General features: G+C 61.7%; 27 protein-coding genes. 12 read left to right on the forward strand and 15 right to left on the reverse strand.

Going from position 1 to position 22435, the window contains the following annotated elements:
* Positions 1–7: 7 nt before the first annotated feature.
* Complete coding sequence (locus GTF44_RS14990; protein WP_171560363.1) at positions 8–157, forward strand: hypothetical protein; 150 nt, start codon at positions 8–10, stop codon at positions 155–157.
* 17 nt (positions 158–174) lie between these two features.
* On the opposite strand, the gene phbB is transcribed toward GTF44_RS14990, so the two are convergent.
* Together phbB and GTF44_RS15000 are read right to left on the reverse strand one after the other, a co-directional pair.
* Positions 175–900 carry an acetoacetyl-CoA reductase gene (gene phbB / locus GTF44_RS14995; RefSeq protein WP_145214729.1) on the reverse strand — a complete coding sequence of 242 codons (726 nt, stop codon included), beginning with the start codon at positions 898–900 and terminating at the stop codon, positions 175–177.
* A gap of 88 nt (positions 901–988) precedes the next feature.
* On the reverse strand, positions 989–2164 hold the full coding sequence (locus tag GTF44_RS15000; protein WP_171560360.1) for an acetyl-CoA C-acetyltransferase: 1176 nt from the start codon (positions 2162–2164) through the stop codon (positions 989–991).
* 362 nt (positions 2165–2526) lie between these two features.
* On the opposite strand from GTF44_RS15000, the gene GTF44_RS15005 reads away from it, so the two are divergent.
* A complete protein-coding gene (locus tag GTF44_RS15005) occupies positions 2527–3108 on the forward strand; it encodes a DNA-3-methyladenine glycosylase I (protein WP_171560357.1) in 582 nt (193 codons plus the stop codon).
* Between the two features lie 50 nt (positions 3109–3158).
* On the opposite strand, the gene GTF44_RS15010 is transcribed toward GTF44_RS15005, so the two are convergent.
* Positions 3159–3707, reverse strand: coding sequence for a TlpA disulfide reductase family protein (locus GTF44_RS15010; protein WP_171560355.1), 549 nt, complete (start codon positions 3705–3707; stop codon positions 3159–3161).
* Positions 3708–3738: 31 nt separating this feature from the next.
* On the opposite strand from GTF44_RS15010, the gene argH reads away from it, so the two are divergent.
* The 4 genes from argH (at position 3739) to GTF44_RS15030 (ending at position 6900) form a co-directional block, all read left to right on the forward strand.
* Complete coding sequence (gene argH / locus GTF44_RS15015) at positions 3739–5130, forward strand: argininosuccinate lyase (protein ID WP_171560352.1); 1392 nt, start codon at positions 3739–3741, stop codon at positions 5128–5130.
* On the forward strand, positions 5127–5273 hold the full coding sequence (locus GTF44_RS15020; RefSeq protein ID WP_145214718.1) for an argininosuccinate lyase: 147 nt from the start codon (positions 5127–5129) through the stop codon (positions 5271–5273). Before argH ends, GTF44_RS15020 begins: the two co-directional genes overlap by 4 nt.
* A 103-nt stretch (positions 5274–5376) precedes the next feature.
* A complete protein-coding gene (gene greA / locus GTF44_RS15025) occupies positions 5377–5847 on the forward strand; it encodes a transcription elongation factor GreA (protein ID WP_171560350.1) in 471 nt (156 codons plus the stop codon).
* Between the two features lie 39 nt (positions 5848–5886).
* Positions 5887–6900, forward strand: a complete 1014-nt coding sequence (locus GTF44_RS15030) for a hypothetical protein (protein WP_171560347.1) — start codon at positions 5887–5889, stop codon at positions 6898–6900.
* A 2-nt stretch (positions 6901–6902) separates the two neighbouring features.
* Here the strand turns inward: GTF44_RS15030 and glp are convergent, their stop codons facing one another.
* From glp to GTF44_RS15055, 5 genes are read right to left on the reverse strand one after another with little or no spacing between them, the layout of a single operon-like run.
* Positions 6903–8165: a gephyrin-like molybdotransferase Glp gene (glp, locus tag GTF44_RS15035; protein WP_171560344.1), complete on the reverse strand. Its 1263-nt coding sequence runs from the start codon at positions 8163–8165 to the stop codon at positions 6903–6905.
* Positions 8153–9019: a molybdopterin guanine dinucleotide synthesis gene (locus GTF44_RS15040; protein WP_171560342.1), complete on the reverse strand. Its 867-nt coding sequence runs from the start codon at positions 9017–9019 to the stop codon at positions 8153–8155. The genes glp and GTF44_RS15040 overlap by 13 nt, the downstream gene beginning before the upstream one ends.
* Complete coding sequence (mobB, locus tag GTF44_RS15045; RefSeq protein WP_171560339.1) at positions 9016–9507, reverse strand: molybdopterin-guanine dinucleotide biosynthesis protein B; 492 nt, start codon at positions 9505–9507, stop codon at positions 9016–9018. Before mobB ends, GTF44_RS15040 begins: the two co-directional genes overlap by 4 nt.
* Positions 9504–10109 carry a molybdenum cofactor guanylyltransferase MobA gene (gene mobA, locus GTF44_RS15050; RefSeq protein ID WP_171560336.1) on the reverse strand — a complete coding sequence of 202 codons (606 nt, stop codon included), beginning with the start codon at positions 10107–10109 and terminating at the stop codon, positions 9504–9506. The genes mobB and mobA overlap by 4 nt, the downstream gene beginning before the upstream one ends.
* A complete protein-coding gene (locus tag GTF44_RS15055) occupies positions 10106–10999 on the reverse strand; it encodes a formate dehydrogenase accessory sulfurtransferase FdhD (protein ID WP_171560334.1) in 894 nt (297 codons plus the stop codon). Before GTF44_RS15055 ends, mobA begins: the two co-directional genes overlap by 4 nt.
* A 51-nt stretch (positions 11000–11050) precedes the next feature.
* Between GTF44_RS15055 and GTF44_RS15060 the strand changes: the two genes are divergently transcribed.
* Positions 11051–11758 carry an AzlC family ABC transporter permease gene (locus GTF44_RS15060; protein WP_171560331.1) on the forward strand — a complete coding sequence of 236 codons (708 nt, stop codon included), beginning with the start codon at positions 11051–11053 and terminating at the stop codon, positions 11756–11758.
* Positions 11755–12084, forward strand: coding sequence for an AzlD domain-containing protein (locus GTF44_RS15065; RefSeq protein ID WP_171560328.1), 330 nt, complete (start codon positions 11755–11757; stop codon positions 12082–12084). The genes GTF44_RS15060 and GTF44_RS15065 overlap by 4 nt, the downstream gene beginning before the upstream one ends.
* On the opposite strand, the gene GTF44_RS15070 is transcribed toward GTF44_RS15065, so the two are convergent.
* Entirely contained in the window at positions 12081–12542 is a 462-nt protein-coding gene (locus tag GTF44_RS15070) for an Lrp/AsnC family transcriptional regulator (RefSeq protein ID WP_171560324.1), read from the reverse strand. The genes GTF44_RS15065 and GTF44_RS15070 overlap by 4 nt on opposite strands.
* Positions 12543–12675: 133 nt before the next feature.
* On the opposite strand from GTF44_RS15070, the gene ald reads away from it, so the two are divergent.
* Both ald and GTF44_RS15080 read left to right on the forward strand, forming a co-directional pair.
* A complete protein-coding gene (gene ald / locus GTF44_RS15075) occupies positions 12676–13794 on the forward strand; it encodes an alanine dehydrogenase (RefSeq protein ID WP_171560323.1) in 1119 nt (372 codons plus the stop codon).
* Between the two features lie 71 nt (positions 13795–13865).
* Positions 13866–14471 (forward strand): sulfite oxidase heme-binding subunit YedZ, encoded by a 606-nt coding sequence (locus GTF44_RS15080; RefSeq protein WP_171560321.1) that lies wholly within the window; start codon positions 13866–13868, stop codon positions 14469–14471.
* Between the two features lie 4 nt (positions 14472–14475).
* On the opposite strand, the gene GTF44_RS15085 is transcribed toward GTF44_RS15080, so the two are convergent.
* Together GTF44_RS15085 and mscL are read right to left on the reverse strand one after the other, a co-directional pair.
* Positions 14476–15027: a thioredoxin family protein gene (locus GTF44_RS15085; protein ID WP_171560319.1), complete on the reverse strand. Its 552-nt coding sequence runs from the start codon at positions 15025–15027 to the stop codon at positions 14476–14478.
* Between the two features lie 107 nt (positions 15028–15134).
* Positions 15135–15572 carry a large conductance mechanosensitive channel protein MscL gene (gene mscL / locus GTF44_RS15090; protein ID WP_171560317.1) on the reverse strand — a complete coding sequence of 146 codons (438 nt, stop codon included), beginning with the start codon at positions 15570–15572 and terminating at the stop codon, positions 15135–15137.
* Positions 15573–15739: 167 nt separating this feature from the next.
* Between mscL and GTF44_RS15095 the strand changes: the two genes are divergently transcribed.
* The gene (locus GTF44_RS15095) at positions 15740–16438 is read left to right on the forward strand and encodes a glutathione S-transferase family protein (protein ID WP_171560314.1); all 699 of its coding nucleotides are present in this window, start codon (positions 15740–15742) and stop codon (positions 16436–16438) included.
* 226 nt (positions 16439–16664) lie between these two features.
* Positions 16665–17435: an SDR family NAD(P)-dependent oxidoreductase gene (locus GTF44_RS15100; protein ID WP_171560312.1), complete on the forward strand. Its 771-nt coding sequence runs from the start codon at positions 16665–16667 to the stop codon at positions 17433–17435.
* Positions 17436–17441: 6 nt separating this feature from the next.
* On the opposite strand, the gene GTF44_RS15105 is transcribed toward GTF44_RS15100, so the two are convergent.
* The 4 genes from GTF44_RS15105 to pheT are packed head-to-tail and all read right to left on the reverse strand — an operon-like array spanning position 17442 to position 22424.
* Positions 17442–19061, reverse strand: a complete 1620-nt coding sequence (locus GTF44_RS15105) for a GMC family oxidoreductase (protein ID WP_171560309.1) — start codon at positions 19059–19061, stop codon at positions 17442–17444.
* Between the two features lie 48 nt (positions 19062–19109).
* A complete protein-coding gene (locus GTF44_RS15110) occupies positions 19110–19559 on the reverse strand; it encodes a YtoQ family protein (RefSeq protein WP_145214663.1) in 450 nt (149 codons plus the stop codon).
* 15 nt (positions 19560–19574) lie between these two features.
* Positions 19575–20012 carry a GNAT family N-acetyltransferase gene (locus tag GTF44_RS15115; RefSeq protein ID WP_171560306.1) on the reverse strand — a complete coding sequence of 146 codons (438 nt, stop codon included), beginning with the start codon at positions 20010–20012 and terminating at the stop codon, positions 19575–19577.
* A 3-nt stretch (positions 20013–20015) separates the two neighbouring features.
* Entirely contained in the window at positions 20016–22424 is a 2409-nt protein-coding gene (pheT, locus tag GTF44_RS15120) for a phenylalanine--tRNA ligase subunit beta (RefSeq protein ID WP_171560304.1), read from the reverse strand.
* Positions 22425–22435 lie beyond the last annotated feature (11 nt).

Here is a 22435-nt window from a genome sequence, read left to right on the forward strand (position 1 = left end):
GGCCCCGATGTTCCAGATCACCGCAAACCCCACTGCCAAAGCCGCTTTTAACGAAGCCCATGCCGCACGCGGCGCAGCTCTGCGCCACTTGGTTCAACGGTTGTTCAGCCGGTCCGAAACGAAAACGGCCGGGCACATGATGCACCCGGCCGAATAAGTTTGGTTGAACAGCTCTTAGACGAAGAACTGAGCCCCGTTCGCTGAGATGGTCGATCCGTTGATGAACCCTGCATCGTCGGAGGCCAGGAAGGCAACGCAGCGCGCGATCTCTTCCGGCTCGCCCAAACGACCCGCCGGGATCTGCGGAATGATGACCTCGTTCAGCACTTTCTCCGGGATCGCGCGCACCATTTCCGTACCGATGTAGCCCGGGCAAACCGCGTTGGCCGTGATGCCAGCGCGGGCACCTTCTTGCGCCAGGGATTTCACAATCCCCAAGTCACCCGCCTTGGTCGCGGCATAGTTCACTTGGGCGAACTGGCCCTTTTGGCCATTGATCGAGGAAATGACGATCACGCGCCCGAACTTCCGTTCTCGCATGCCGGGCCAAACCGGATGGACGGTGTTGAAGACGCCGGTAAGATTGGTGTCGATCACCTGGGTCCACTGCTCCGGCGTCATCTTATGGAACGGGGCATCGCGGGTGATGCCTGCATTGGCGACGACCACCTCGATCGGGCCCAGATCGGCTTCGACCTGCGCGATACCGGCTGCAGAGGCCTCATAATCAGCAACATTCCACTTGTAGGTCTTGATGCCGGTTTCGGCGGTGAAGGCCGCGGCGGCTTCGTCATTGCCCGCATATGTTGCGGCAACATCGTACCCATCCGCCTTCAGTTTTTTCGAAATCGCTTCACCAATGCCGCGGCTGCCGCCGGTGACCAATGCAACACGTCCCATCGTTTGTCTCCTCCAGGATTTGGGTGCCCGATTTACCGGACGTTATGGGGTGAGTAGGCGGAGCGCAGTGGCCCCGCCATGATTTGGATCAGGGGCGCTCAAGGCACATGGCAACGCCCATGCCTCCGCCGATGCAAAGCGTGGCAAGGCCTTTCTTGGCGTCGCGGCGCTTCATTTCGAACAGAAGCGTGTTTAGAACCCGCGCGCCAGACGCCCCAATCGGGTGACCGATGGCAATCGCGCCGCCATTGACGTTCACAATCGCCGGGTCCCACCCCATGTCTTTGTTGACCGCACAGGCCTGCGCGGCGAAGGCCTCGTTGGCCTCGACTAGGTCCAGATCATCAACCTTCCAACCGGCTTTCTCCAGCGCTTTGCGCGAGGCATAGATCGGGCCGACGCCCATGATCGACGGGTCGAGCCCGGCCGTGGCATAGCTCGCGATCCGCGCCAGCGGCTCGATCCCGCGCTTCTCCGCCTCATCGGCCGACATCAACAGCGCACCTGCCGCGCCATCATTCAGGCCAGAGGCATTGGCCGCCGTCACGCTGCCATCCTTGGTGAAAGCGGGGCGCAGTTTCTGCATCGCCTCCATGGTCGCGCCGTGGCGGATATACTCATCCTTATCGACAACGATGTCCCCCTTCCGGGTGGAAATGGTGAAGGGCACGATCTCATCTTCGAATTTGCCCGCATTCTGCGCGGCTTCGGCTTTGTTTTGCGACCCGACTGCGAATTCATCCTGCATATCGCGCGAGATCTGCCATTTCTCGGCAACGTTTTCGGCGGTTTGCCCCATATGGTAGCCATTAAAGGCATCCCACAGCCCGTCGCGGATCATGGTGTCGATATACTTCATATCGCCCATTTTCTGACCCTGCCGCAGCGGGGCCGCATGGGGCGACATCGACATGTTTTCCTGCCCGCCCGCGGCAACAATGCTTGCATCGCCTAGCATGATATGCTGCGCACCAAGCGCCACGGCCCGCAATCCGGACCCGCAGACCTGGTTGATCCCCCAGGCAGCGCTCTCCTGCGGGAAACCCGCGTTGATATGGGCCTGACGCGCCGGGTTTTGCCCCTGGGCGGCGGTCAAGACCTGACCAAGGATCGTCTCGGAGACGTCGGATTTATCCACACCAGCCCGCGCCACCAGCTCTTCCAGCACTGCACGACCAAGATCATGGGCTGGCGTGTTGGCAAAGGAGCCAAGAAAACTTCCAACGGGTGTACGGGCGGCAGAGGCGATGACGACATTGGTCATGAGGCAAATCCCTTTCAAATTGGGCCGGTGCAGAGGCGAGCAGGCTTAAAGTGCCTCCGCGGAAACAGGCTGCGGTCGGGCCGGTCATAGGCACTCACCGGACTTCCCACAACTGACACGGTGTCTCAGTTGGCGATAGGCTTCAACCTTAAGATGTAGGGGCCGGTCGGAAAGTCGGTATCATGACAGTTCGCATCCACAAAATCGCGACACATCTTGCGCGCTACATCCAAAAGGCCACCGCTGCTCCGCTGACGCATCGCGGCTTTCGCAGCAAGCCTCTTGATATGCGGGGGCAGAACTTCCTAGGAAGGGATAGATATTCACATTTTGTTCTAATTCTTTGAAGGTGCGAGCGCGGAATGACGGAAAATGACGGTCGTTGTGGCTGGTGCGGGACGGACCCGATCTATGTCGCTTACCACGACAACGAATGGGGTGTGCCGGAATATGACAGCCGCGCCCTTTGGGAGAAGCTGATCCTTGATGGGTTTCAGGCCGGATTGAGCTGGATCACGATCCTGAAAAAACGGGACAATTTCCGTGCGGCGTTCAACGGCTTCGATCCAAACGAAATCGCGACCTGGGGCGAGGCGGAGGTGTCGCGCCTGCTACAGGACGAAGGGATCATCCGCCATCGCGGCAAGATCGAGGCGACGATTGGCAATGCGCGGGCATGGCAGGTCATTGAGCAAGCGCAGGGGTTCGACCGGTTTCTTTGGGATTATGTTGGCGGCAAGCCAATCCAGAATTGCTGGAGCAGCCTCGCTGACGTGCCCGGCCACACGCCGCTCAGCACGCAGATCTCCAAAGACTTAAAAAAGGCGGGGTTCCGATTTTGCGGGCCAACCATCGTCTATGCCGCGATGCAGGCCATGGGGCTCGTGAACGACCACCTTGTCACCTGCCCCGCCCATGAAAGGGTCAAAGCCTTGGCGCGATAGGCGCCCGATTTCTCGAGAAACCGGTCCGGAAAACGTGCGTTTTCCGGTGCCTAGCTCTCCGCAGCGATCAGCGCCCGCAAGAGCGCGATAGCTTCGGCGCTGGCCCAATCCGCATCCCCGCGCAGGCGGGCGATTTCTTGCCCCTCTGGGTTCAAGATCACCGTGATCGGCAGGCCGAAGACGCCCATCTCCCGCGCAATCGTCTGACCTGGATCGCGATACATCGGAAGGGCATCAATCCCAGTCTCCTCAAAAAACCGCCGAATCGCTGGCAGCGGGTTCCGCCCAGTGGCCAGGGTCACGACTTTGAAATCCTCGCCACCCAACTCATGCTGTAGCGTGTTGAGATAAGGCATCTCGTGGCGGCAAGGCGCACACCACGTTGCCCAGAAATTCAACAGAATGTAGCGCCCCTGCAAATCCGAAAGCTGATATTCGACATCATCCATATCGATAAACGGCGTCTCCGAGACCGGCACCGGCTCTGCATGGAACACCAAGCCGCGCATATCGCCGACGCGTAGCTCTTCGAGGTCTTGGGCGTTTGCACCAAGAGCCAAGGCCATGTAGAGCACGCTGAAAATCACGCCTCGGATCATCTTATCGGTCCTTTTCGCTCGGGGTCTCGACATGACGGACACAAAATCAAACGCAATGTGGGGCGGACGCTTTGCCGCCGGGCCGGACGCGATCATGGAGGCAATCAACGCCTCGATCGGCTTCGACAAACGGCTGGCCCGCCAAGATATCGACGGCTCTCGCGCCCATGCGGCGATGTTGGCCCAACAGGGTATCGTCAGTGATAAAGATGCCGAAGCGATCCGGGAAGGGCTGCTCACGGTCTTGTCAGAGATCGAGGGCGGAAATTTCGCCTTTTCGACGGCGCTCGAAGACATCCATATGAATGTCGAGGCGCGCCTGAAAGAAATCGTCGGCGAACCTGCCGGGCGGCTCCACACCGCGCGCAGCCGGAATGACCAGGTGGCGACCGATTTCAAACTCTGGGTCCGTGACCAGATGGACGCCGCGATAGACGGGCTGGAAGCGCTGATGCAAGCGCTCTTGGGGCAGGCGGAGGCGGGTGCCGATTGGGTGATGCCGGGTTTCACCCATCTTCAGACCGCGCAGCCCGTGACTTGGGGCCATCACATGCTGGCCTATGTCGAGATGTTTGGCCGCGATCTCAGCCGGTTCCGCGATGCGCGGGTGCGAATGAACGAATCCCCCCTCGGCGCGGCGGCTCTGGCGGGCACGAGTTTCCCGATCGACCGGGATATGACGGCCAAGGCCCTCGGCTTTGACCGGCCCGCCGCCAACTCGCTTGATGCGGTGAGCGACCGGGATTTCGCGCTCGAATTTCTCAGCAGCGCCACGATCTGCGCCATGCACCTGTCCCGCTTTGCCGAAGAACTGGTGATCTGGTCTTCGGCGCAGTTCCGTTTCGTGACCCTGTCTGACCGCTTCTCCACCGGTTCCTCGATCATGCCGCAGAAGAAGAACCCGGACGCCGCCGAGCTGATCCGGGCCAAGATCGGCCGGATTCTCGGGGCGAATGTGGCGCTTCTGACGGTGATGAAGGGCCTGCCGCTGACCTATTCCAAGGACATGCAGGAAGACAAAGAACAGGTCTTCGACGCTGCCGACAACCTGATGCTGGCGCTCGCCGCAATGACCGGCATGGTCGGCGACATGACCGCCAATCGCGAGAGCCTAGAGGCCGCCGCGTCCTCCGGCTTCTCCACCGCGACCGATCTGGCCGACTGGCTGGTCCGTACGCTGGACATGCCGTTCCGCGACGCCCATCATGTCACAGGCGCTTTGGTCAAACTGGCCGAAGATGCGGGATGCGACCTGCCCGATCTGAGCCTGGCGCAAATGCAAAGCGTCGAGGCGCGGATCACTGAGAGTGTCTATGACGTTCTCGGTGTGCATAATTCGGTCGCCTCGCGTGTCTCCTATGGCGGCACCGCGCCGACGCAAGTACGGGCCCAAATCGCCCGCTGGAAAGAGGTGTTGAAATGATCCGTCTGATCGCTCCGATCCTGATGCTTGGCCTTTTGGCGGCCTGCGGCGTGGATGGCGACCCCATTCCGCCGGAGCCGCCTGTCGAACCGGGCATCACCATCTCAGGCACGGTTGAGGCCGGCATCACCGGCGGCAGCTAAACACGCCGCAAAATCAACCAAAACCCGTTGAACAAGCCGCAGACAGGCCCTAACGTCTAGCTTTTGGGCCTCTCGCGCCCCTCTTAACGATGTGATCTGACACATGGACAAAATTCCGATGACCCCCAAGGGCTATGACGCCCTGGGTGACGAGCTGAAAAACCTGCGGACCGTCGAACGCCCCGCGATCATTCAGGCGATTGCCGAGGCGCGTGAGCATGGCGATTTGTCGGAGAATGCGGAGTATCATTCCGCCCGCGAGAAGCACTCGTTCATCGAGGGCCGGATCAAGGAGTTGGAAGGGACCATCGGCCTCGCGCAGGTGATCGACCCCGCAACGCTTTCCGGCGCGATCAAATTCGGCGCGACGGTCGAACTGGTCGATGAAGACACTGATGAAGAGAAAACCTACCAGATCGTCGGCGAGGCTGAGGCCGATATCGAGAAGGGCCTTCTGAACATCAAGTCGCCCCTGGCCCGTGCCTTGATCGGCAAGGATGAAGGTGACAGTGTCGAAGTGAACACACCGGGCGGCAGTAAGGCATATGAGATTATGAAAATCTCGTATATCTGACGCAGAGTCCCGATTGTCCGTGAGCAGGGCCGCCTAAAGATGTCTGACCCGAAACAGCCCGTCCCGATGGAGCTTAGCGTGTACGCGCAAGACCCCTCTGGCCCGCGTGTCACCGGGATTGAGGTGATTGCCCTGGCGCTGACAGTTTTGTGGCTCGGTGCCGTCGCGGTGTTTTTCCTAAGCATGGATGAAGGTCAAGGTGCGGCGGGCGGTGCCACACTCGCGATGACAATGCTGGCAATCTTGATGCCGGTGGCCCTGATCTGGGTCGCCGCATCGGCGGCACGCACAGCGCGGGTGATGCGCGAAGAGGCCGCCCGGCTGCAAAGCTCCATTGATGCGATGCGCGCGGCCTATATGGACAATCAGCAGCGCAGTGCCCTGGACATGAAGCCAGAGATGGTGCGCAAGCTCGAGGAAATCGCCGAGGCTCAGCGCTCGACGGATGTGAAACTCGCCACCTTCACATCAATGCGGGCGCAAGGCGTGGTCTCCGAGACCCGCGCCGCCGTCGCGCCCGCCGCCTTGGATGAGCATCAGGCAAGCCTCGGCCTTGGCACGCCAGCGGACGCCCTGAAAGAGCCAATCTCCGTCGCCGATTTTGTCAAAGCGTTGAACTTCCCGGAAAATGAGCATGACAAAGAGGGGTTTCGCACGCTCCGCCGCGCCCTTGAAGATCGCTCAACCGAGCGTCTGGTGCGTGCCAGCCAGGATGTGCTGACGCTGCTGTCGCAAGACGGGATTTATATGGACGATCTTCGGCCCGATCGCGCCCGGCCCGAGATTTGGCGGAAATTCGCGCAAGGTGACCGGGGTCGCGCCGTGGCCCCCCTGGGCGGCATCCACGATCGCTCGTCCTTGGCGCTGGCCGCAGGGCGAATGAAGCAGGACCCCGTGTTTCGCGACGCGGTGCATCATTTCCTGCGCCAATTCGATCATACGTTCCTGGAGTTCGAGAAACATGCCAGTGACGAGGAGGTTGCCCGCCTCGCGGAAACCCGCACCGCCCGCGCCTTCATGCTCCTGGGCCGGGTGACCGGAACCTTCGACTAACCCTAAAACCCGAACCCGGCATAGGGCAGATATGTCACCGGTGTGCCGGGCGCGATCTCCATCGCCTCGAAGGGCAGTTCTACCAGCCCCTCGGCCCAACTCAGCCCCGAGATCCGGCCCGACCCCTCCGATTTGAACACCTCAGCATGACCCTCCGGCGTCAGCCGGGCGCGGAGAAACTCGGCGCGCCCGTGTTTCTTCGATTTGGCAAACGCGGCAGGCACCGTCACGCGCAGCGGGTCTGCCCAACCGGCACCTGATAGCAGGCTAAGCGCGGGCCGCGCAAAGATCAGTGTGCAGATCAAGGCTGCCACCGGGTTGCCCGGCAGGCCAAAGACCGGCTTACCTCGCCACATGGCCAGGGCCAGCGGGCGGCCCGGCTTCAAGGCAATCCGCCAGCTCGTAAGCTGGCCCTCGGTGCTAAGAAGCTTCGAGATATGGTCTTCGTCACCTGCAGACGCCCCGCCCGAGGTTAGGATCGCATCCGCATCCGCCCCCGCATCAAGCGCCGCGCGAATTTGGGATGGATCATCGGGCTGGCGGCCCAAATCAATCACCTCATGGCCCCACGCCTCCAGAAGCGCCGCCAACATCGGTCGATTGGCGTCATAAATCTGCCCCAGGCCCGCCGCCTGCCCCGGCTCGCGCAACTCATCACCGGTCGAAATCACGGCAACCTTCAGGCGGCGAAACACGGGAACCTCTGCGTGGCCCGTCGCCGCAAGAAGCGCTAGATCGGGCGCGCGGAGCCGAGCGCCGGCAGACAGAACCTTCGCGCCTTCGGTGACGTCTTCTCCAGCTTTCCGCGCGTTTGCGCCCAGTTTGACCGGGCCTTGGAACGCAATCGCATCCGCGCCAATGGTGCAATCTTCCTCCAACACCACCGTGTCGACCCCTTCGGGTAAGGCGGCCCCGGTCAGGATGCGCAAGGCTTGGCCCGGCGGCAACACGCCGTCAAATGGCTGCCCCGCTGCGGCACGACCCTCGGCGAGCGGCAAGATCTGCGGGCCATCGCCTGTCGCCGCGCCAGCGAAACCATAACCATCGACCGCCGCGTTGGGTTGCGGCGGGTTCGATCTCAGCGCGAACAAATCAGCCGCCAGGACCCGCGCGTTTGCCTGCGCAAGTGGCGCGGTCTCGCGCCCCACGACCGGGTGCAACGCCGCCCGCAGACGCGCCAAGGCCTCGGGCACCGGCGTCCAATCCACCCCTGGCGGCAGCGCGAAACAATCGTTTTTCAACGGCGGTGGCGTTAACTCAGACATGGCGCACCTTTCAACTCTGCCTCGTGGTCCAGGCCGACAATCCAGCCCTCCTCCCGGTCGCCCTCCTGCAACATCGCCGTCAGTTTGGCGGCAGGAAGACGGTGGAATGCCTCGGCCAGCACGCGCACTTGCGCGGCATCCAATATCTCCCCCGCCCGGCGTTCGGCCGTGACCAGATCCGCCAGAAGGGAGGGGTATATCTCCGCCAAAACAATCGGTGTGTTGGGCGCTTGAAACGGGCTGACCGAGAGGGCCGAGCCAAACCGCATGCGCAGCTGATGCAGGCGCGGCAGGCCCAGCAACACCTGCGAGCCAACAGATCCGGTTGTGTAGAGCTTCCAGCAGGATTGGGCGCGCGGCAAGCGGCGCTCCACCGCGCGCCGATCCGGCAGGCCGTAGCCGTGACGCAAACTGCCCCGCTCCGGCAGATCGGGCGTGGCAGCAGCGGGTGGGCAGCCCCAAAACGGGCCCAGGCCCGGGAAAAAACGGTTCAGATCGCGCGCAACCGCGAAGCGATTATTCGCATTGTCAGGATGATCAGAAATCCGCGCGGCCAAATCGGCCCAAAGCGCGAAAGGATCATCACTGCCAGTCACGGCACGGGCGAACCCGGTGGGATAACCAAACGGGAAATCGAACCCGGCCAGCACCCGCCGCCCAAGACGCAGCTCCTCCTCCATCAACGCGATCAGAGCCTCTGTCGCGTCCTGTCGCGTGCGGTGATAGCGGATGTCGGGCGCACGCTCTGGCGCACGAGACACTGCGATGAAGATCGCATCTTTTGTGGGCTTGGCAGGCGACGGCGCCGAACGCGCCGACCAATCGACAATCGCAATGGTGTCGAAAGCGCTCACAATGACAGCTCCGCCGCGATGAAATCAGCAATCGCAGCGGTGTCATTCAGGTCAAAAACCGGCCGATCCAGATCATGAGCGCTGTCGCTGGCCACCGCGCGGATGGTCGGATCGCCGGGTGCCAACAGCTCACTCCGGGCCGCCGCGCGATGCGCTTCGATCTTCGGATGCGGCTCGCGCTTATAGCCTTCGACCAAGATCAAGTCGACCGGCGCAAGCTGTGCCAAAAGCGTGTCGAGCGACGGCTCCTCAGCGCCACGCAACTCGCTCATCAAAGCCCAGCGCGCACCCGAGGCCAAGAGCACCTGCTGCGCCCCCGCCACCCGATGCCGATGGCTGTCTTTGCCGGGCTGGTCCACATCGAAATTGTGATGCGCATGTTTCAACGTCGAAACGGACAGGCCCCGGCCCGTGAACTCAGAAACCAGTCGCTCCATGAGCCCGGTCTTGCCCGTATTCTTCCACCCCGTCACACCCCAGATTTTCACTGCAGCAACCCTTCCGCTTTCACCAAATCATCTGGTGTGTTGACGTTGAAAAATGGATCAAATGGCTGATCCGAGAACAACGCAGTCGCCGCGCCATGGCGATCGGTCCAGAGCACAACCTTGCGAAGCCCGCCCGCGAGGGCCTCGCGCAGATCGTCGCGAAGTGTAACCGGCCAAAGCCCGAATGTCGGATGGCGCAAGGTCTTGGTCTCGCCCGGCGTCGCCGCCAAGGCGATCTCGCAGCCCTCCGTTGCCGCCGCGTCGGTCAATCGCGAAACAAGATCGGTCGGGAAATACGGTGTGTCGGCGGCGGCTGTCACAATATGGCTCGCCCCCAATGCGGCCGCCCAATCCAACCCCGCCAAAACGCCCGCCAAAGGCCCGGGGAAATCCGCGATGCCATCAGCCAAAACCGGCAAGCCGAGATCGGCGAACCGTGCCGGGTCGCCATTGGCGTTTAGCGCCAGGGAGCTGACCTGCGGGCGCAGCCGATCCACCACTCGCTGGATCAGACTTTCGCCGCCCAGCATCAACCGCCCTTTGTCACCGCCGCCCATCCGGCGCGCAAGGCCACCAGCGAGGATCACTCCCGGAACGCTCATACCTCGGCCCCTTTGCGCCGATGTTTGCGCCCCTCCTCCGGCACCGCGCCAAGATCCGCATCGCGGATCAAGCGCTCCTCCCCCGCAAGACAGGTAAACCGTTTACCCTTCAGCCGCCCGATCACCGTCAAGCCAACCTCTTGCGCGATCTCCACGCCCCAAGCCGTGAAGCCAGAGCGCGACGCCAAGACGGGGATGCCCATCAAGGCGGTCTTGATCACCATTTCCGAGGTCAGCCGACCGGTTGTGTAGAGGATCTTATCCGCCGGGCTGACGCCTTCGGCCCGCATCCATCCGGCGATTTTGTCCACCGCGTTATGGCGACCCACATCTTCCATATAGACCAAGGGCCGGTCGCCTTGGCAGAGTACCGTGCCATGGATCGCGCCTGCCTCCAGATAGAGCGACGGTGTACGGTTGATCTTGTGGCTGAGCGCATACAGCCAGCTTGTCCTAAGCTCCGCCTGGGGCAGGTCCAACCCCTCCAGCCCGGCCATCATATCGCCGAACACCGTGCCGACCGCGCAGCCGCTGGTGCGGGTTTTCTTCTCCAACTTGGCCTCGTGGTCGGTCTCGATGGCCGTCCGGACAACCACAACCTCTAGCTCTTCGTCATAATCGACGCCGGTCACCTCATCCTCGGGCGCCAACATCCCTTGATTGGCCAGAAACCCAAGCGCCAGATATTCCGGGTAATCGCCAATCGTCATCGCGGTAACGATCTCGCGGGCGTTGAGATAAATCGTCAACGGTCGCTCTTCGACAACAGATATTTCGGTCGGCTGACCAGCTTCATCATGCCCCATAACCCGGCGCGACAAGCCCGCGCGCGACGGGTCGGGGGCGATCAGGTAATCTTGATAGCTCTCATCAAGAACGCTCAATTGCATCTCCTACAGACGGGCGATATTCGATTGGTGAGCTAACCCTAAAGGCCCCCCATGTTCTCTACCAGTTCCAAAAGCGCTTATTGGGAGGGCTTTCTCGCCAGCCTGCCATTTCTCTTGGTTGTCGCGCCATTTGGCGGCGTCTTCGGCGTGGTCGGGACGGAGGCGGGCTTGAACCTGGCCGAAGTCATGGGGTTCTCCATTTTGGTGATCGCCGGGGCCGCGCAATTCACCGCGCTGCAACTGATGACGGAGAATGCGCCAACGCTGGTGATCCTGGCCTCCGCGCTGGCGGTGAACCTGCGCATGGCGATGTATTCCGCCTCGCTGGTGCCGCACCTGAACGGCGCGCCGCTTTGGCAGCGGGCCTTGGTCTCCTACCTGGTCTTTGATCAGAATTACGCGCTGTCAGTGCAGGAGTATGAGACCCGGCCCGAGCGGCCCACCGCGGTCAAGATCGCGTTTTTCTTCGGCACGGCCACGGCGGTGGCCCCGGTCTGGATCTTGTCGACCTATCTGGGCGCGGTGATTGGCGCGCTGATCCCGCCAGCCTTTGCGCTCGATTTTGCGGTGCCGATCGCGTTTCTGGCCTTGATCGGCCCCGCCCTGCGAACGATTGCCCATGTCGCGGCGGCACTTAGCTCGGTGGCCTTATCAATCGCCTTTGCCCCGGTGCCTTACAATCTGGGCCTGATCCTGGCCGCTGCCATCGCGATGATGATCGGGGCGGAGATTGAACGCCGGATGGAAGCCCGATCATGACCATGGCAAGCTGGCATATCTGGCTGATCATCATCACGCTTGGCGTGGGAACCTTCCTGATCCGGTTTTCGTTCCTGGGCTTGCTTGGCAACCGTGCCCTGCCTCCGTGGGTCTTGCGCCATTTGCGCTACACCGCCGTGGCCGTCTTACCCGCTATTGCCACGCCATTGGTGCTGTGGCCCGCCGCGACCGAGGGGCAGACGGACCCTGCGCGCCTCGGCGCAGCCGTGCTGGCTCTGGCGGTTGGTTATGTCTTCAAGAACGCCATTTGGGCGATCGCTGCGGGCATGGGTGCGCTGTATCTTTTCCTGTATCTCGGCGGCTAGACGGGCAAGGCCGTGGTCTGCACCACGGTTTTCAACCCAAAGCTCGACTGCATCCGCGCGACACCCGGCAAGCTCGCCAGGTGCTGCCGGTGGATGCGGGCGAAATCCTCGCTGTCGCGCGCCACAACTTTCAGCAGATAGTCGGCGCTGCCCGCCATCAAATGGCATTCCAACACATCCGGAACCTGCGCCACAGCATGCTCGAATGCCCCCAGCAGTTCATCGGCCTGCCCGCTCAGCCCTATCTCGACAAACACCGTTGTCACCCGCCCCACCGCGCGGGCGTCGACCAAAGCCACGTAATCCCGGATCACCCCCGCCTGCTCCAACCGCTGCACCCGCCGGTGACAGGCCGAGGGCGACAGATGCACCTGCTCTGACAGTTCGGCATTGGTCATTCGCCCATCACGCTGCAACAACCGAAGAATACGCTTGTCCATATCGTCAAGCTCGATCATGGTGCAGCCTTTTCCTGTGATATGATAAAACTATCGAAAATTCTTGCGCAGAAGGCTTGGAAACGCAACCAGATTTCAAAACATTGCCATCCGAAACTGCCTAATAATTCGGCAGAAAAGGGAGGAGACATAGATGATCATCGGCTGCCCGAAAGAGATCAAGCCACAAGAATTTCGCGTCGGCATGACGCCAGTTGCCGCGCAAGAAGCCGTGGCCCACGGCCATAGCGTTTTGGTGGAAACTGGCGCAGGGATCGGCGCGGGCTTTCCCGATGCCGACTACATCGCAGCCGGGGCCGAGATCGCCCCCGATGCGGCCAGCGTCTTTGCCAAGGCGGAGATGATCGTGAAGGTCAAAGAGCCGCAAGCGGGCGAGCGCAAAATGCTGCGCGAGGGGCAACTGCTCTTCACCTATCTCCACCTGGCCCCCGATCCGGACCAAACCAATGACCTCCTCGCTTCGGGCTGCACCGCGATTGCGTATGAAACCGTGACGGATGCCGCTGGTGGCCTGCCGCTTCTCGCGCCGATGTCTGAGGTTGCGGGCAAACTCGCGCCGCAAGTGGGCGCCTGGACGTTGCAGAAAGCCAATGGCGGGCGCGGCGTGTTGATGGGTGGCGTGCCGGGTGTTGGCGCGGCCGAAGTCGTCGTCATCGGCGGCGGTGTCGTCGGCACCCATGCTGCGCGCGTGGCCGCGGGCATGGGCGCGAATGTCACCGTGCTTGATCGCTCCCTGCCCCGGATGCGCTATCTTGATGATGTCTTTGGCGGACAATTCCGGACCCGTTATGCCAGCGCAGGCAACACCGCCGAACTGGTGGCCCAGGCCGATATGGTGATCGGTGCCGTCCTGATCCCCGGCGCCGCCGCACCCAAACTGGTCAGCCGCGCGCAGCTCTCCACGATGAAACCGGGCGCTGCGATTGTGGATGTCGCCATCGACCAAGGCGGCTGTTTCGAGACCTCTCGCGCCACGACCCACCAAGATCCGATCTACGAGGTCGACGGCATCATGCATTACTGCGTTGCAAACATGCCGGGGGCCGTTGCCCGCACTTCCACCATCGCGCTTGGCAATGCCACGATGCCGTTTCTGATCGCGCTGGCCGATAAGGGATGGAAACAGGCCTGCGCCGATGATCCGCATCTTCTGGAAGGCTTGAACGTCCATGCGGGCAAGCTCACCAACTATCCGGTGGGCAAGGCGCTTGGCATCGATGTGCTGTCGGCATCGCTTGCGCTCAAAAGCTAAGACATCACCGACGGAAGGGAACCTGGCGAACGTGTAGATCAGACTGCCAGCGTTCAAAAGGTTCCCTTACAATGAAATCGTATCTGTCGCGCCTCCACCCCTATTGGCTGTGGGGACTCATGGCCCTTCCGGCAATGGGCTTCATCTATCAGGCCATGACCTCGGAAGAGGCGCGTATCTTCCAAAACCTGCTCCACCCGACCGGCGAATTTGCCGCGCGATTTTTGATCATCACCCTACTGGCGACGCCGCTGATGTATCTGTTCAAAGGCTGGCGTGGGCCGCGCTGGCTGCGCCGAAACCGGCGGTATTTTGGCGTCGCCGCTTTCGGCTATGCCCTGCTTCATCTGGTGTTTTATGTCCTGCACACCGGAACGCTGAACCGGATGCTTGCCGATCTATCCGAGCTTCACATCTGGGCTGGCTGGCTCGCCTTCGCCATCTTCATCCCGCTGGCTGCAACCTCGTCTGACTATGCCGTTCGCCGAATGGGTCCACGCTGGAAGGCGTTGCAAAAATGGACCTATGCCGCCGCGGTTCTAATCTTGCTGCATTGGGCGTTGATCGATGAGGGAGAAGGTCTGGTGCCTGCGCTTGTGCATTTCACGCCCCTGGCCGCGCTCACCCTCTATCGGCTTTGGTATATGTATCTCCGGCCACGCCCGGCCCGCGCATAACCACTCACGCGGCCCATTTGATCGAACACCCCATGGAGGGGATTTGATCGGACGGGCCGCGCCCGGTTTCGGCAACCAACCTCATCGCCTCAAAGAGATCGCGGCGCAGGTCGGACGGTCCGGCCTGCGCCCGGCTGGCATCCAGTCGCCCGCGATACTGCAACTGACCTTCCGCGTTCAGCCCGAAGAAATCCGGTGTGCAAGCCGCGTCATAGGCTCGCGCCACCGACTGATCCGCGTCATGAAGATAGGGAAACGGAAAGTCGTGTTTCGCGGCCATCGCGACCATGCCGTCAAACCCATCCGCCGGGTACTGCGTGGCGTCATTCGAGCAGATCGCCGCAAACCCGATGCCTAACGGCGCCAGATCCCGCGCATCACGCACGATTCGATCCATAACGGCCAAGACATACGGGCAGTGGTTGCAGATAAACGCGATCACCGTGCCATTTGGCCCCATCACGTCTTGCAGCGTATAGCGCCGCCCATCTGTCGCGGGCAGATCGAAGGCGGGCGCGGCCCAGCCAAAATCGCAGACGGGTGGGGTGGCGGCCATACTCATGTCTCCTTGGGCGATGTCTCTCCGCAAAACCTAAGGGCAGATGGCCAAATATGCAAAGGCCCGCCACGTCGGGCGGGCCTCTCAGTTATGTAGCGTGGCGGCTATCCGCGCGCTTTCAACGCATCGCGGATTTCCATCAGCAATTCTTCCTGCGTCGGGCCCTTGGGCTCCTCGGGCGCGGGCTCTTCCGCCGGTTGCTCTGCCGCCGCTTTCACCTTGTTGACATAGCGCACCAGCATGAACACCACGAAAGCGATGATCAGGAAGTTGATGATCGCCATAATGAACGCCCCATAGGCGAAGACCGACGCCCCCGCCTCTCGCGCCGCCTCAAGCGAGGCCCCCGCCGGCACGTCTCCGCCGAGAACCGCATAGTTATTGGTAAAATCGAGGCCGCCAGTGAACAGCCCGATGATCGGATTGATCAGATCGGCCACCAACGATGAGACAATCGCCGTAAACGCGGCGCCGATGATGATGCCCACGGCCATGTCCATGACATTGCCCTTGGCGATAAAATCCTTGAATTCACTTAGCATTGGCTTTGTCCTATCTCCTGTTGTCCCTCCACACGCAGAAGCTTCGGGCACGCCCCTTTTGGTGCCTCCGCGCACAGTCGCCCGCGCATAATGATATAAAATAGGCTCTGGCCCAATGGGAAAGGCTGCATAGATGTCACCCCTAACGCGCAACAAAAGGGCATCTCATGGCCGATCTCTCCGCTTTTCCGATCACATCCCGCTGGCCCGCCGCCAATCCGGACGTCATTCAACTTTATTCCTTTCCCACGCCAAATGGCGTGAAAGTCTCCATCGCGCTTGAAGAAATGGGGCTGCCCTATGAGGCGCATAAAGTCACGCTTTCCGATACCGATGTGAAAAGCGACGCCTTCTTGTCGCTGAACCCAAACAACAAAATCCCCGCGCTCGTCGATCCGAACGGGCCAGATGGCGCGCCGATCGGCCTGTTCGAGTCGGGTGCCATCCTGATCTATCTGGCAGAGAAATCCGGCAAACTCATCGGCGACACACCTGCCGAGAAATACAAAGCGATCCAGTGGGTGATGTTCCAAATGGGTGGGATCGGCCCGATGTTCGGGCAGCTTGGCTATTTCTCCAAATTTGCCGGTGCCGAAATCGAAGACCCCCGTCCGCGCCAACGCTATGTGGATGAAGCCAAACGCCTTCTTGCGGTGCTCGACAAAGAATTGGCCGACAAAGACTGGATTATCAGCAGCTACTCCATTGCCGATATCGCCATCGCCCCCTGGCTGCGCGGGCTCGACTTCTATGGTGTGAAAGAGGCCGTGGGTTGGGACAGCTTCCCGAATGTGGTCGCGTATCTCGACCGGTTCCTTGCCCGCCCGGCAGTTCAGACGGGCCTTGTCACCCCGCCGCGCAACTAACGAAACAACTGCGAGCGCGGGGCGCATATGTCTGCCCCGCCTCGCACCCTGCCTTCCCCGCGAGAAGAGACCGCGTCCAATCGTCTCTGCCTTCTGCAACTCCCTAAAAAACAGTGCCGCCAATCCACATGTTTTGATGTGAGGGAATGGCCCTGCTCCGCCGCCTTGCGCGACATGCCGAACGGTGCCTTCCCTGGCAACAAGCACAAGGGAAAGGGAGACCTGCATGGCACGACTAAGCGGGAAGATCGCCTTAATCACCGGCGGTGCCGCCGGGATCGGGTTGCAAACGGCACATCTGTTTCTGAAAGAGGGCGCCAAACTGGCTCTTGTCGATCTTGATCAGGCTGACTTGAACCGAGCGGCAGAAGATTTGGGGCAGCCCGAAGATGTGCTCACAATCGCGGCAGACGTCGCATCTGCCGACGCAACAAAAGCCTATGTGGATCAAACTGTTGAACGGTTTGGCCGGATTGACATCTTCTTCAACAACGCCGGGATCGAGGGCAAAGTCGCGCCGCTGCCGGATCAGAAGATCGAAGATTTCGACAAGGTCATCGCGGTCAATGTGCGCGGCGCTTTTCTGGGCTTGCAGCATGTCTTGCCGGTTATGACCGGGCAAGGTGGTGGCAGTATCATCAACATGTCCTCCATCGCGGGCCTGAAAGGCAGCCCGAACCTCGCGCCCTACATCACGTCGAAACACGCCGTGGTCGGTATGACCCGGGCAGCGGCGATTGAGGCCGCACCGGCCAATGTGCGGGTCAACTCCGTTCATCCATCGCCGATCAACACGCGGATGATGCGCTCGCTCGAAGATGGGTTCAGCCCTGGCCATGGCAGCGAGGTAAAGGCGCAACTCGAACAGTCGATCCCGCTCGGCCGCTATGGCGAGGCGACGGATGTCGCCAATCTGGTCCTGTTTCTGGCCTCTGACGAGTCGCGCTTCATCACCGGCGCACAATACCCGGTCGATGGCGGCATGGCCGCGGGCTGATCTTGCTCAGGACGGCATTGGTCTGAGGCCCGGTTGGATCAGGTCGGCGACCTTCTCAGCCATCATCATGGTGGGGGCATTTGTGTTCCCACCAATAAGTTTCGGCATGATCGAGGCATCGACCACGCGCAACCCATCGACGCCTCTGACTCGGGCCTCGATGTCCACAACAGAAGCAGGATCCGCGCCCATCCGGCAGGTGCCAACCGGGTGATAGATCGTATCGGCGCGGGCCCGGATATCCGCCTCAAGCGCCGCATCGCTGCCGTCATGAGCATAGAGTTGCGCACCGCGCCAAGGGGTGAGCACATCCGCCTCCATAATCTGCTCCATGATCCGCGCGCCGCGCATCAACGCCTCCAAATCGCGCCTGTCGCTCAGGAAGGCCGGATCAATCCGTGGCGGCGCGGCAGGGTTGGCACTTTGGAGGCCCACATGGCCTTTTGACTCCGGTCGCAACACGCAGATATGGCAGGAATACCCGTCACTTAGATGCAGCTTCCGCATATGCTCATCAACAATCCCGATCACGAAATGGATTTGCAGGTCGGGCCGGTCCAACCCCGGATCAGAGCGCAAAAACGCCCCGCCTTCCGCCATCGGTGAGGCAAAGAGCCCCTGCCCGGTCTTCCGCCAGCGAAGGCCCGCCTTGCCCAAACGGGCCAAGCCGCGCGGGTTCAATCCAACCACATCCCGCCGACGTGAGCGATAAGACAGCACATAATCCAGATGGTCTTGCAGGTTCTGCCCAACCCCGGGCACGTCATGAAGCACCGGAATACCCTGCGTGGTCAGCTCCGCCGCCGGTCCAATCCCCGACAGCATCAAGAGCTGCGGCGACCCAAAGGCACCCGCACTCAGGATCACCTCGCGCCGTGCCGTCAGACCCTGACGCCGCCCGCGCCGCTTGATTTGAACGCCCGTGGCGCGCCCATCTTCTAAAAGAACTTTCTCGGTCAGCGCACGGGTCAGCACCGTCAAATTGGGTCGCTGCATCGCCGGAAACAGATAGGCCGCCGCCGCTGAACAGCGCTCGCCCTTCTGCGGCCCGTCCTGAAACTGCGTCACATGGTAGAACCCGGCCCCCTCCTGCCGATCGCCATTGAAATCGTCGGTCTTGCGAATTTGGAGGCTCTCGCAAGCCTCTAAGAAAGCGTGGGAGATTTTGCGCGGCGCGCTCTGCGGCCCGACCTGTAGCGGCCCGGCGTCGCCATGAAGCGCATCGGCCCCGCCCGCAAACCGCTCTGAGCGACGGAAATAGGGCAACACACTGGCCCAATCCCAGCCATCGCAGCCCAACGCCGCCCATTCGTCATAATCCGCCTTATGCCCCCGGACATAAAGCATTGCATTGATCGCCGATGAGCCGCCAAGCGTTTTGCCGCGCGGTTGAAACCCACGCCGCCCGTTCAATTCTGGCTGCGGTTCGGTCTGAAACGCCCAATTGTTGATCTTCGGGCGGCCCGATACCATCGTCGCCACAAGCGCAGGCGCACGGATAAAGATATCTCGCCCGCCGCCCCCGGCCTCAACCAGGCAAACCGACGTGTTCGGGTCCTCCGACAGGCGCGCGGCCAGCACACATCCCGCCGAACCGCCGCCCACGATCACATAGTCAAATTCCATATGCCCCACGCTACGCCCCTCAGCACCTGAGCAAAGCGAAACGTCGCGTTACCCCGGCAGTGCGCCCGTTAGGACATAGCGCAAAATCTCGACCACCTGACGCGGCTCTTCGGTCACGGCCAGCGCCGCACCATGCACCTCTTTCAACGGATGCTGGTGCTCCGGTCGGCTCAGCACAATCAGCGATTTGCCGAGGGCGGCGGCCATACCCGCATCAAATGCCGCGTTCCACTGCTTATATTGCTCGCCAAACCGCACCACGACCACATCGGCTTGCTCAATCCCCATCCGCGTGCGGATCGCATTCACCTTCGCGCCCTTGTGGTCGTGCCAGAACTTGTTCGGCTCCGCGCCCAGGATCGCAACGCCGCAATCATCGCTGGCCGCATGATCGGTGACCGGGCCGCTAAACGTGACATCCAGCCCTTCGGCCCCTGCCACGATCTGCTCCCGCCAATCGGTGTGAATTTCCCCCGACAGATAAACTTTCAACGCCATATCCCGCCCTTTCTTTTACCTGAGTCTCTTCATCATATAGATCTTGTCGCCATCGCGCTCTGTGACGCCGTATCCAAACCGCTCATAAAGCGTGACATTTTCCGGCATCAAGCGATGCGTGACGAGCCGCATCTCGGCCAAACCCAGCTCTCGCGCAGCCGCCTCTCCTGCGTCGATCAAGGCTCGGCCCAGGCCCTGCCCACCAAAACGCGGGTCTACCGCCAGATTGGCCAGCTTGGCATGATCCCCCGCGATCACGAGAACCGCGCCGCCGACCACATCCCCCTCCTGAGCCGCCACTAAGACCAGATGGTCGCGGATATCCTCCGCAAGCCCCTCGATCACTGGCGGCAACGCAACGCCCCGCGCGAGAGCGGGCGCATAAGCTGCCGCAACCGCCACCGTCAATGCGTCGACATCGGCAGCCGTCGCGGCCCGGATGGTCCAGGCCATGCTCTAGCCTCGCAGCACCCCACCCGTGGCTTTGGTGACCTTCTCGACGATCTTCGCGCCCACGGCTTCGATCTCATCCTCGGTCAGGGTCTTGTCACGCGGTTGCATCCGCACGGTGAGCGCGATGGACTTTCGCCCCTCGCCCAAGGATCCGCCGATGAACTCGTCGAACACCCGCACCTCTTCGATCAAGGCTTTGTCGGCACCCGCGGCCGCATTGACCAGGTTCAGCGCCTCCATATCCGCATCCACCACAAAGGCGAAATCGCGCTCCACGGCTTGCAGATCGCTGATCGCCAATGCGCCCCGGCTGGCCCCCGACGCGCGCGGCATCGGCACTTCGCCGGGCCAGAGCGTGAAGGCCATCGCCGGGCCCTTCACATCCATCGCGGCCAGGATTTTCGGGTGCAATTCGCCAAACACGCCCAAGACCTTCTTCGGCCCGAGGCAGATCATCCCATGCCGCCCGGGGTGCCACCACTCCCGCGCGCCGCGCAAAATCTGCACCTTGGCGGGCGCGCCAATCGCCGACAGCACCGCCTCTGCATCGGCCTTCACATCGTAAAGATCGACCGACCGCCGTGCACCATGCGGATCACGCGGACCGGTCTGACCGATCAGAAGGCCCGTTGCCTGCAGGTTCTGTTCCCCCGGTTCGCCGCCATGAAACGCCGCGCCAACTTCGAAGAGAGCGAGGTCCATCATCCCGCGCGCTTGGTTCCGCGCCGCCGCCTGCAGCAAGCCGGGCAGAAGCGCGGGCCGCATATGGCTCATCTCCGACGAAATCGGGTTCTCCAGCATCGTCGCATCATCGCCACCGCCGAAAAGCTCAGCACTCGCCCGATCGATGAAGCTATAGGTCACGCATTCATTGTAGCCGAGCGCGGCTATGGTCCGCCGTGCCGTACCCTCGCGCCGCTGCATCGGCGTCAGCACAGGCTTCGGCACACCCGGCTTTGGCCGCCGCATCGGCTGCGGCTCCAGCTTGGTCAGCGACGCCATCCGCGCCACTTCTTCCACAAGATCGGCCTCGCCCTGAATGTCCCGCCGCCAGCTTGGCACCCAAACCTCCAGCACATCACCTTTGCCCGTGGCCGAGAAGCCAAGCGCGGTCAAATAGCGGATTTGATCCTCCTTCGGGATTTCCATCCCAACCAGGCTGATCACCCGCGCGGTGTTCAGATGATAGCTCCGCGCAGTCTGCAACGGCGCACCGGCCTCCACCACATGCGACGGCTCCCCGCCGCAGAGGTCCAGCACCATCTGCGTCGCCGCTTCCAACCCCGGCAACGTGAACTCCGGGTCCACACCACGCTCAAAGCGATAGCGGGCGTCGGAATTGATCTTCAGCGCCCGCCCCGTATGGGCAATCTCAATCTCATCCCAAAAGGCGCTTTCGACAAAGACGTTCACCGTCTCTTCGGTGCAGCCGGTTTCGGCCCCGCCCATCACACCGGCAATGCTTTCCGGGCCCTTGTCATCGCCAATGACCATCTGCCCCTCAAGGAAGCTGTATTCCTTGTCATCCAGCGCCATGATCGTCTCACCACCCGACGCGCGAGACACCCTCAGATCGCCCGCCACCTTATCGGCATCGAACACATGCAAGGGCCGGTTCAGATCGTAAGTGTAGAAATTGGTGATATCGACCAGCGCCGAAATCGGCCGCAACCCAATCGCGCGCAGCCGATCTTGCAGCCACTCCGGCGACGGCCCGTTTTTGACACCCCGGATCACCCGCCCGGTGAAATGCGGACAGCCCGGCAGCGTATCGTCCTCAATCGTCACACCAATGGGGCTGTCGAAGACGCCCGGCACCGGCGCGATCTCTTGCGGCTTCAGCACACCCAAACCGCGCGCCGCCAAATCCCGCGCAATCCCACGCACGCCCAGAGCATCCTGCCGGTTTGGCGTGATCGCGATCTCGATCACCGGATCGACCTTGGCCGGGTCATGCTCGGCCAGCCAATCGATGAACCGCGCGCCGACCTCACCACTTGGCAATTCAATGATGCCGTCATGCTCTTCGGACAGTTCCATTTCGCGTTCGGAAGCCATCATGCCGAAGCTCTCGATCCCGCGGATCTTGCCCACGCCAATCGTCGTATCGATCCCCGGCACATAAACACCCGGCTTCGCGACCACGACGGTGATCCCTTCCCGTGCGTTCGGCGCACCGCAGATGATCTGCTTCACACCCTCATCCGTCTCGACCTGACAGACCCGCAGCCGGTCCGCATCCGGGTGCTTCTCCGCACTCACCACCTTGCCGATGGTGAAATCCTTGAGCCGCGCGGCGCGATCCTCCACGCCTTCGACCTCGAGACCCAGATCGGTCAGGGTTTCTGCGATCTCGTCAACGGTGGCCTCGGTCTCCAGATGGTCTTTCAGCCAGGACAGGGTGAATTTCATAGGTCCGCTCT

It is taken from the genome of Roseobacter sp. HKCCD6576-2, assembly GCF_013179285.1.
GTDB classification, from domain to species: Bacteria; Pseudomonadota; Alphaproteobacteria; order Rhodobacterales; family Rhodobacteraceae; genus Rhodophyticola; species Rhodophyticola oceani.

What these genes read in the sequence shown, in the direction of transcription:
- GTF44_RS15095 (WP_171560314.1), top strand. Translation starts at nt 15,740, where the DNA reads ATGGCCGATCTCTCCGCTTTTCCGATCACATCCCGCTGGCCCGCCGCC.
- GTF44_RS15085 (WP_171560319.1), bottom strand. Translation starts at nt 15,027, where the DNA reads ATGGCCGCCACCCCACCCGTCTGCGATTTTGGCTGGGCCGCGCCCGCC.
- glp (WP_171560344.1), bottom strand. Translation starts at nt 8,165, where the DNA reads ATGTCTGAGTTAACGCCACCGCCGTTGAAAAACGATTGTTTCGCGCTG.
- GTF44_RS15100 (WP_171560312.1), top strand. Translation starts at nt 16,665, where the DNA reads ATGGCACGACTAAGCGGGAAGATCGCCTTAATCACCGGCGGTGCCGCC.
- GTF44_RS15110 (WP_145214663.1), bottom strand. Translation starts at nt 19,559, where the DNA reads ATGGCGTTGAAAGTTTATCTGTCGGGGGAAATTCACACCGATTGGCGG.
- ald (WP_171560323.1), top strand. Translation starts at nt 12,676, where the DNA reads ATGATCATCGGCTGCCCGAAAGAGATCAAGCCACAAGAATTTCGCGTC.
- GTF44_RS15080 (WP_171560321.1), top strand. Translation starts at nt 13,866, where the DNA reads ATGAAATCGTATCTGTCGCGCCTCCACCCCTATTGGCTGTGGGGACTC.
- GTF44_RS14990 (WP_171560363.1), top strand. Translation starts at nt 8, where the DNA reads ATGTTCCAGATCACCGCAAACCCCACTGCCAAAGCCGCTTTTAACGAA.
- GTF44_RS15005 (WP_171560357.1), top strand. Translation starts at nt 2,527, where the DNA reads ATGACGGAAAATGACGGTCGTTGTGGCTGGTGCGGGACGGACCCGATC.
- GTF44_RS15060 (WP_171560331.1), top strand. Translation starts at nt 11,051, where the DNA reads ATGTTCTCTACCAGTTCCAAAAGCGCTTATTGGGAGGGCTTTCTCGCC.
- GTF44_RS15105 (WP_171560309.1), bottom strand. Translation starts at nt 19,061, where the DNA reads ATGGAATTTGACTATGTGATCGTGGGCGGCGGTTCGGCGGGATGTGTG.
- GTF44_RS15010 (WP_171560355.1), bottom strand. Translation starts at nt 3,707, where the DNA reads ATGATCCGAGGCGTGATTTTCAGCGTGCTCTACATGGCCTTGGCTCTT.
- pheT (WP_171560304.1), bottom strand. Translation starts at nt 22,424, where the DNA reads ATGAAATTCACCCTGTCCTGGCTGAAAGACCATCTGGAGACCGAGGCC.
- mscL (WP_171560317.1), bottom strand. Translation starts at nt 15,572, where the DNA reads ATGCTAAGTGAATTCAAGGATTTTATCGCCAAGGGCAATGTCATGGAC.
- GTF44_RS15055 (WP_171560334.1), bottom strand. Translation starts at nt 10,999, where the DNA reads ATGCAATTGAGCGTTCTTGATGAGAGCTATCAAGATTACCTGATCGCC.
- GTF44_RS15020 (WP_145214718.1), top strand. Translation starts at nt 5,127, where the DNA reads ATGATCCGTCTGATCGCTCCGATCCTGATGCTTGGCCTTTTGGCGGCC.
- GTF44_RS15000 (WP_171560360.1), bottom strand. Translation starts at nt 2,164, where the DNA reads ATGACCAATGTCGTCATCGCCTCTGCCGCCCGTACACCCGTTGGAAGT.
- argH (WP_171560352.1), top strand. Translation starts at nt 3,739, where the DNA reads ATGACGGACACAAAATCAAACGCAATGTGGGGCGGACGCTTTGCCGCC.
- GTF44_RS15115 (WP_171560306.1), bottom strand. Translation starts at nt 20,012, where the DNA reads ATGGCCTGGACCATCCGGGCCGCGACGGCTGCCGATGTCGACGCATTG.
- GTF44_RS15065 (WP_171560328.1), top strand. Translation starts at nt 11,755, where the DNA reads ATGACCATGGCAAGCTGGCATATCTGGCTGATCATCATCACGCTTGGC.
- GTF44_RS15030 (WP_171560347.1), top strand. Translation starts at nt 5,887, where the DNA reads ATGTCTGACCCGAAACAGCCCGTCCCGATGGAGCTTAGCGTGTACGCG.
- greA (WP_171560350.1), top strand. Translation starts at nt 5,377, where the DNA reads ATGGACAAAATTCCGATGACCCCCAAGGGCTATGACGCCCTGGGTGAC.
- phbB (WP_145214729.1), bottom strand. Translation starts at nt 900, where the DNA reads ATGGGACGTGTTGCATTGGTCACCGGCGGCAGCCGCGGCATTGGTGAA.
- mobA (WP_171560336.1), bottom strand. Translation starts at nt 10,109, where the DNA reads ATGAGCGTTCCGGGAGTGATCCTCGCTGGTGGCCTTGCGCGCCGGATG.
- GTF44_RS15070 (WP_171560324.1), bottom strand. Translation starts at nt 12,542, where the DNA reads ATGATCGAGCTTGACGATATGGACAAGCGTATTCTTCGGTTGTTGCAG.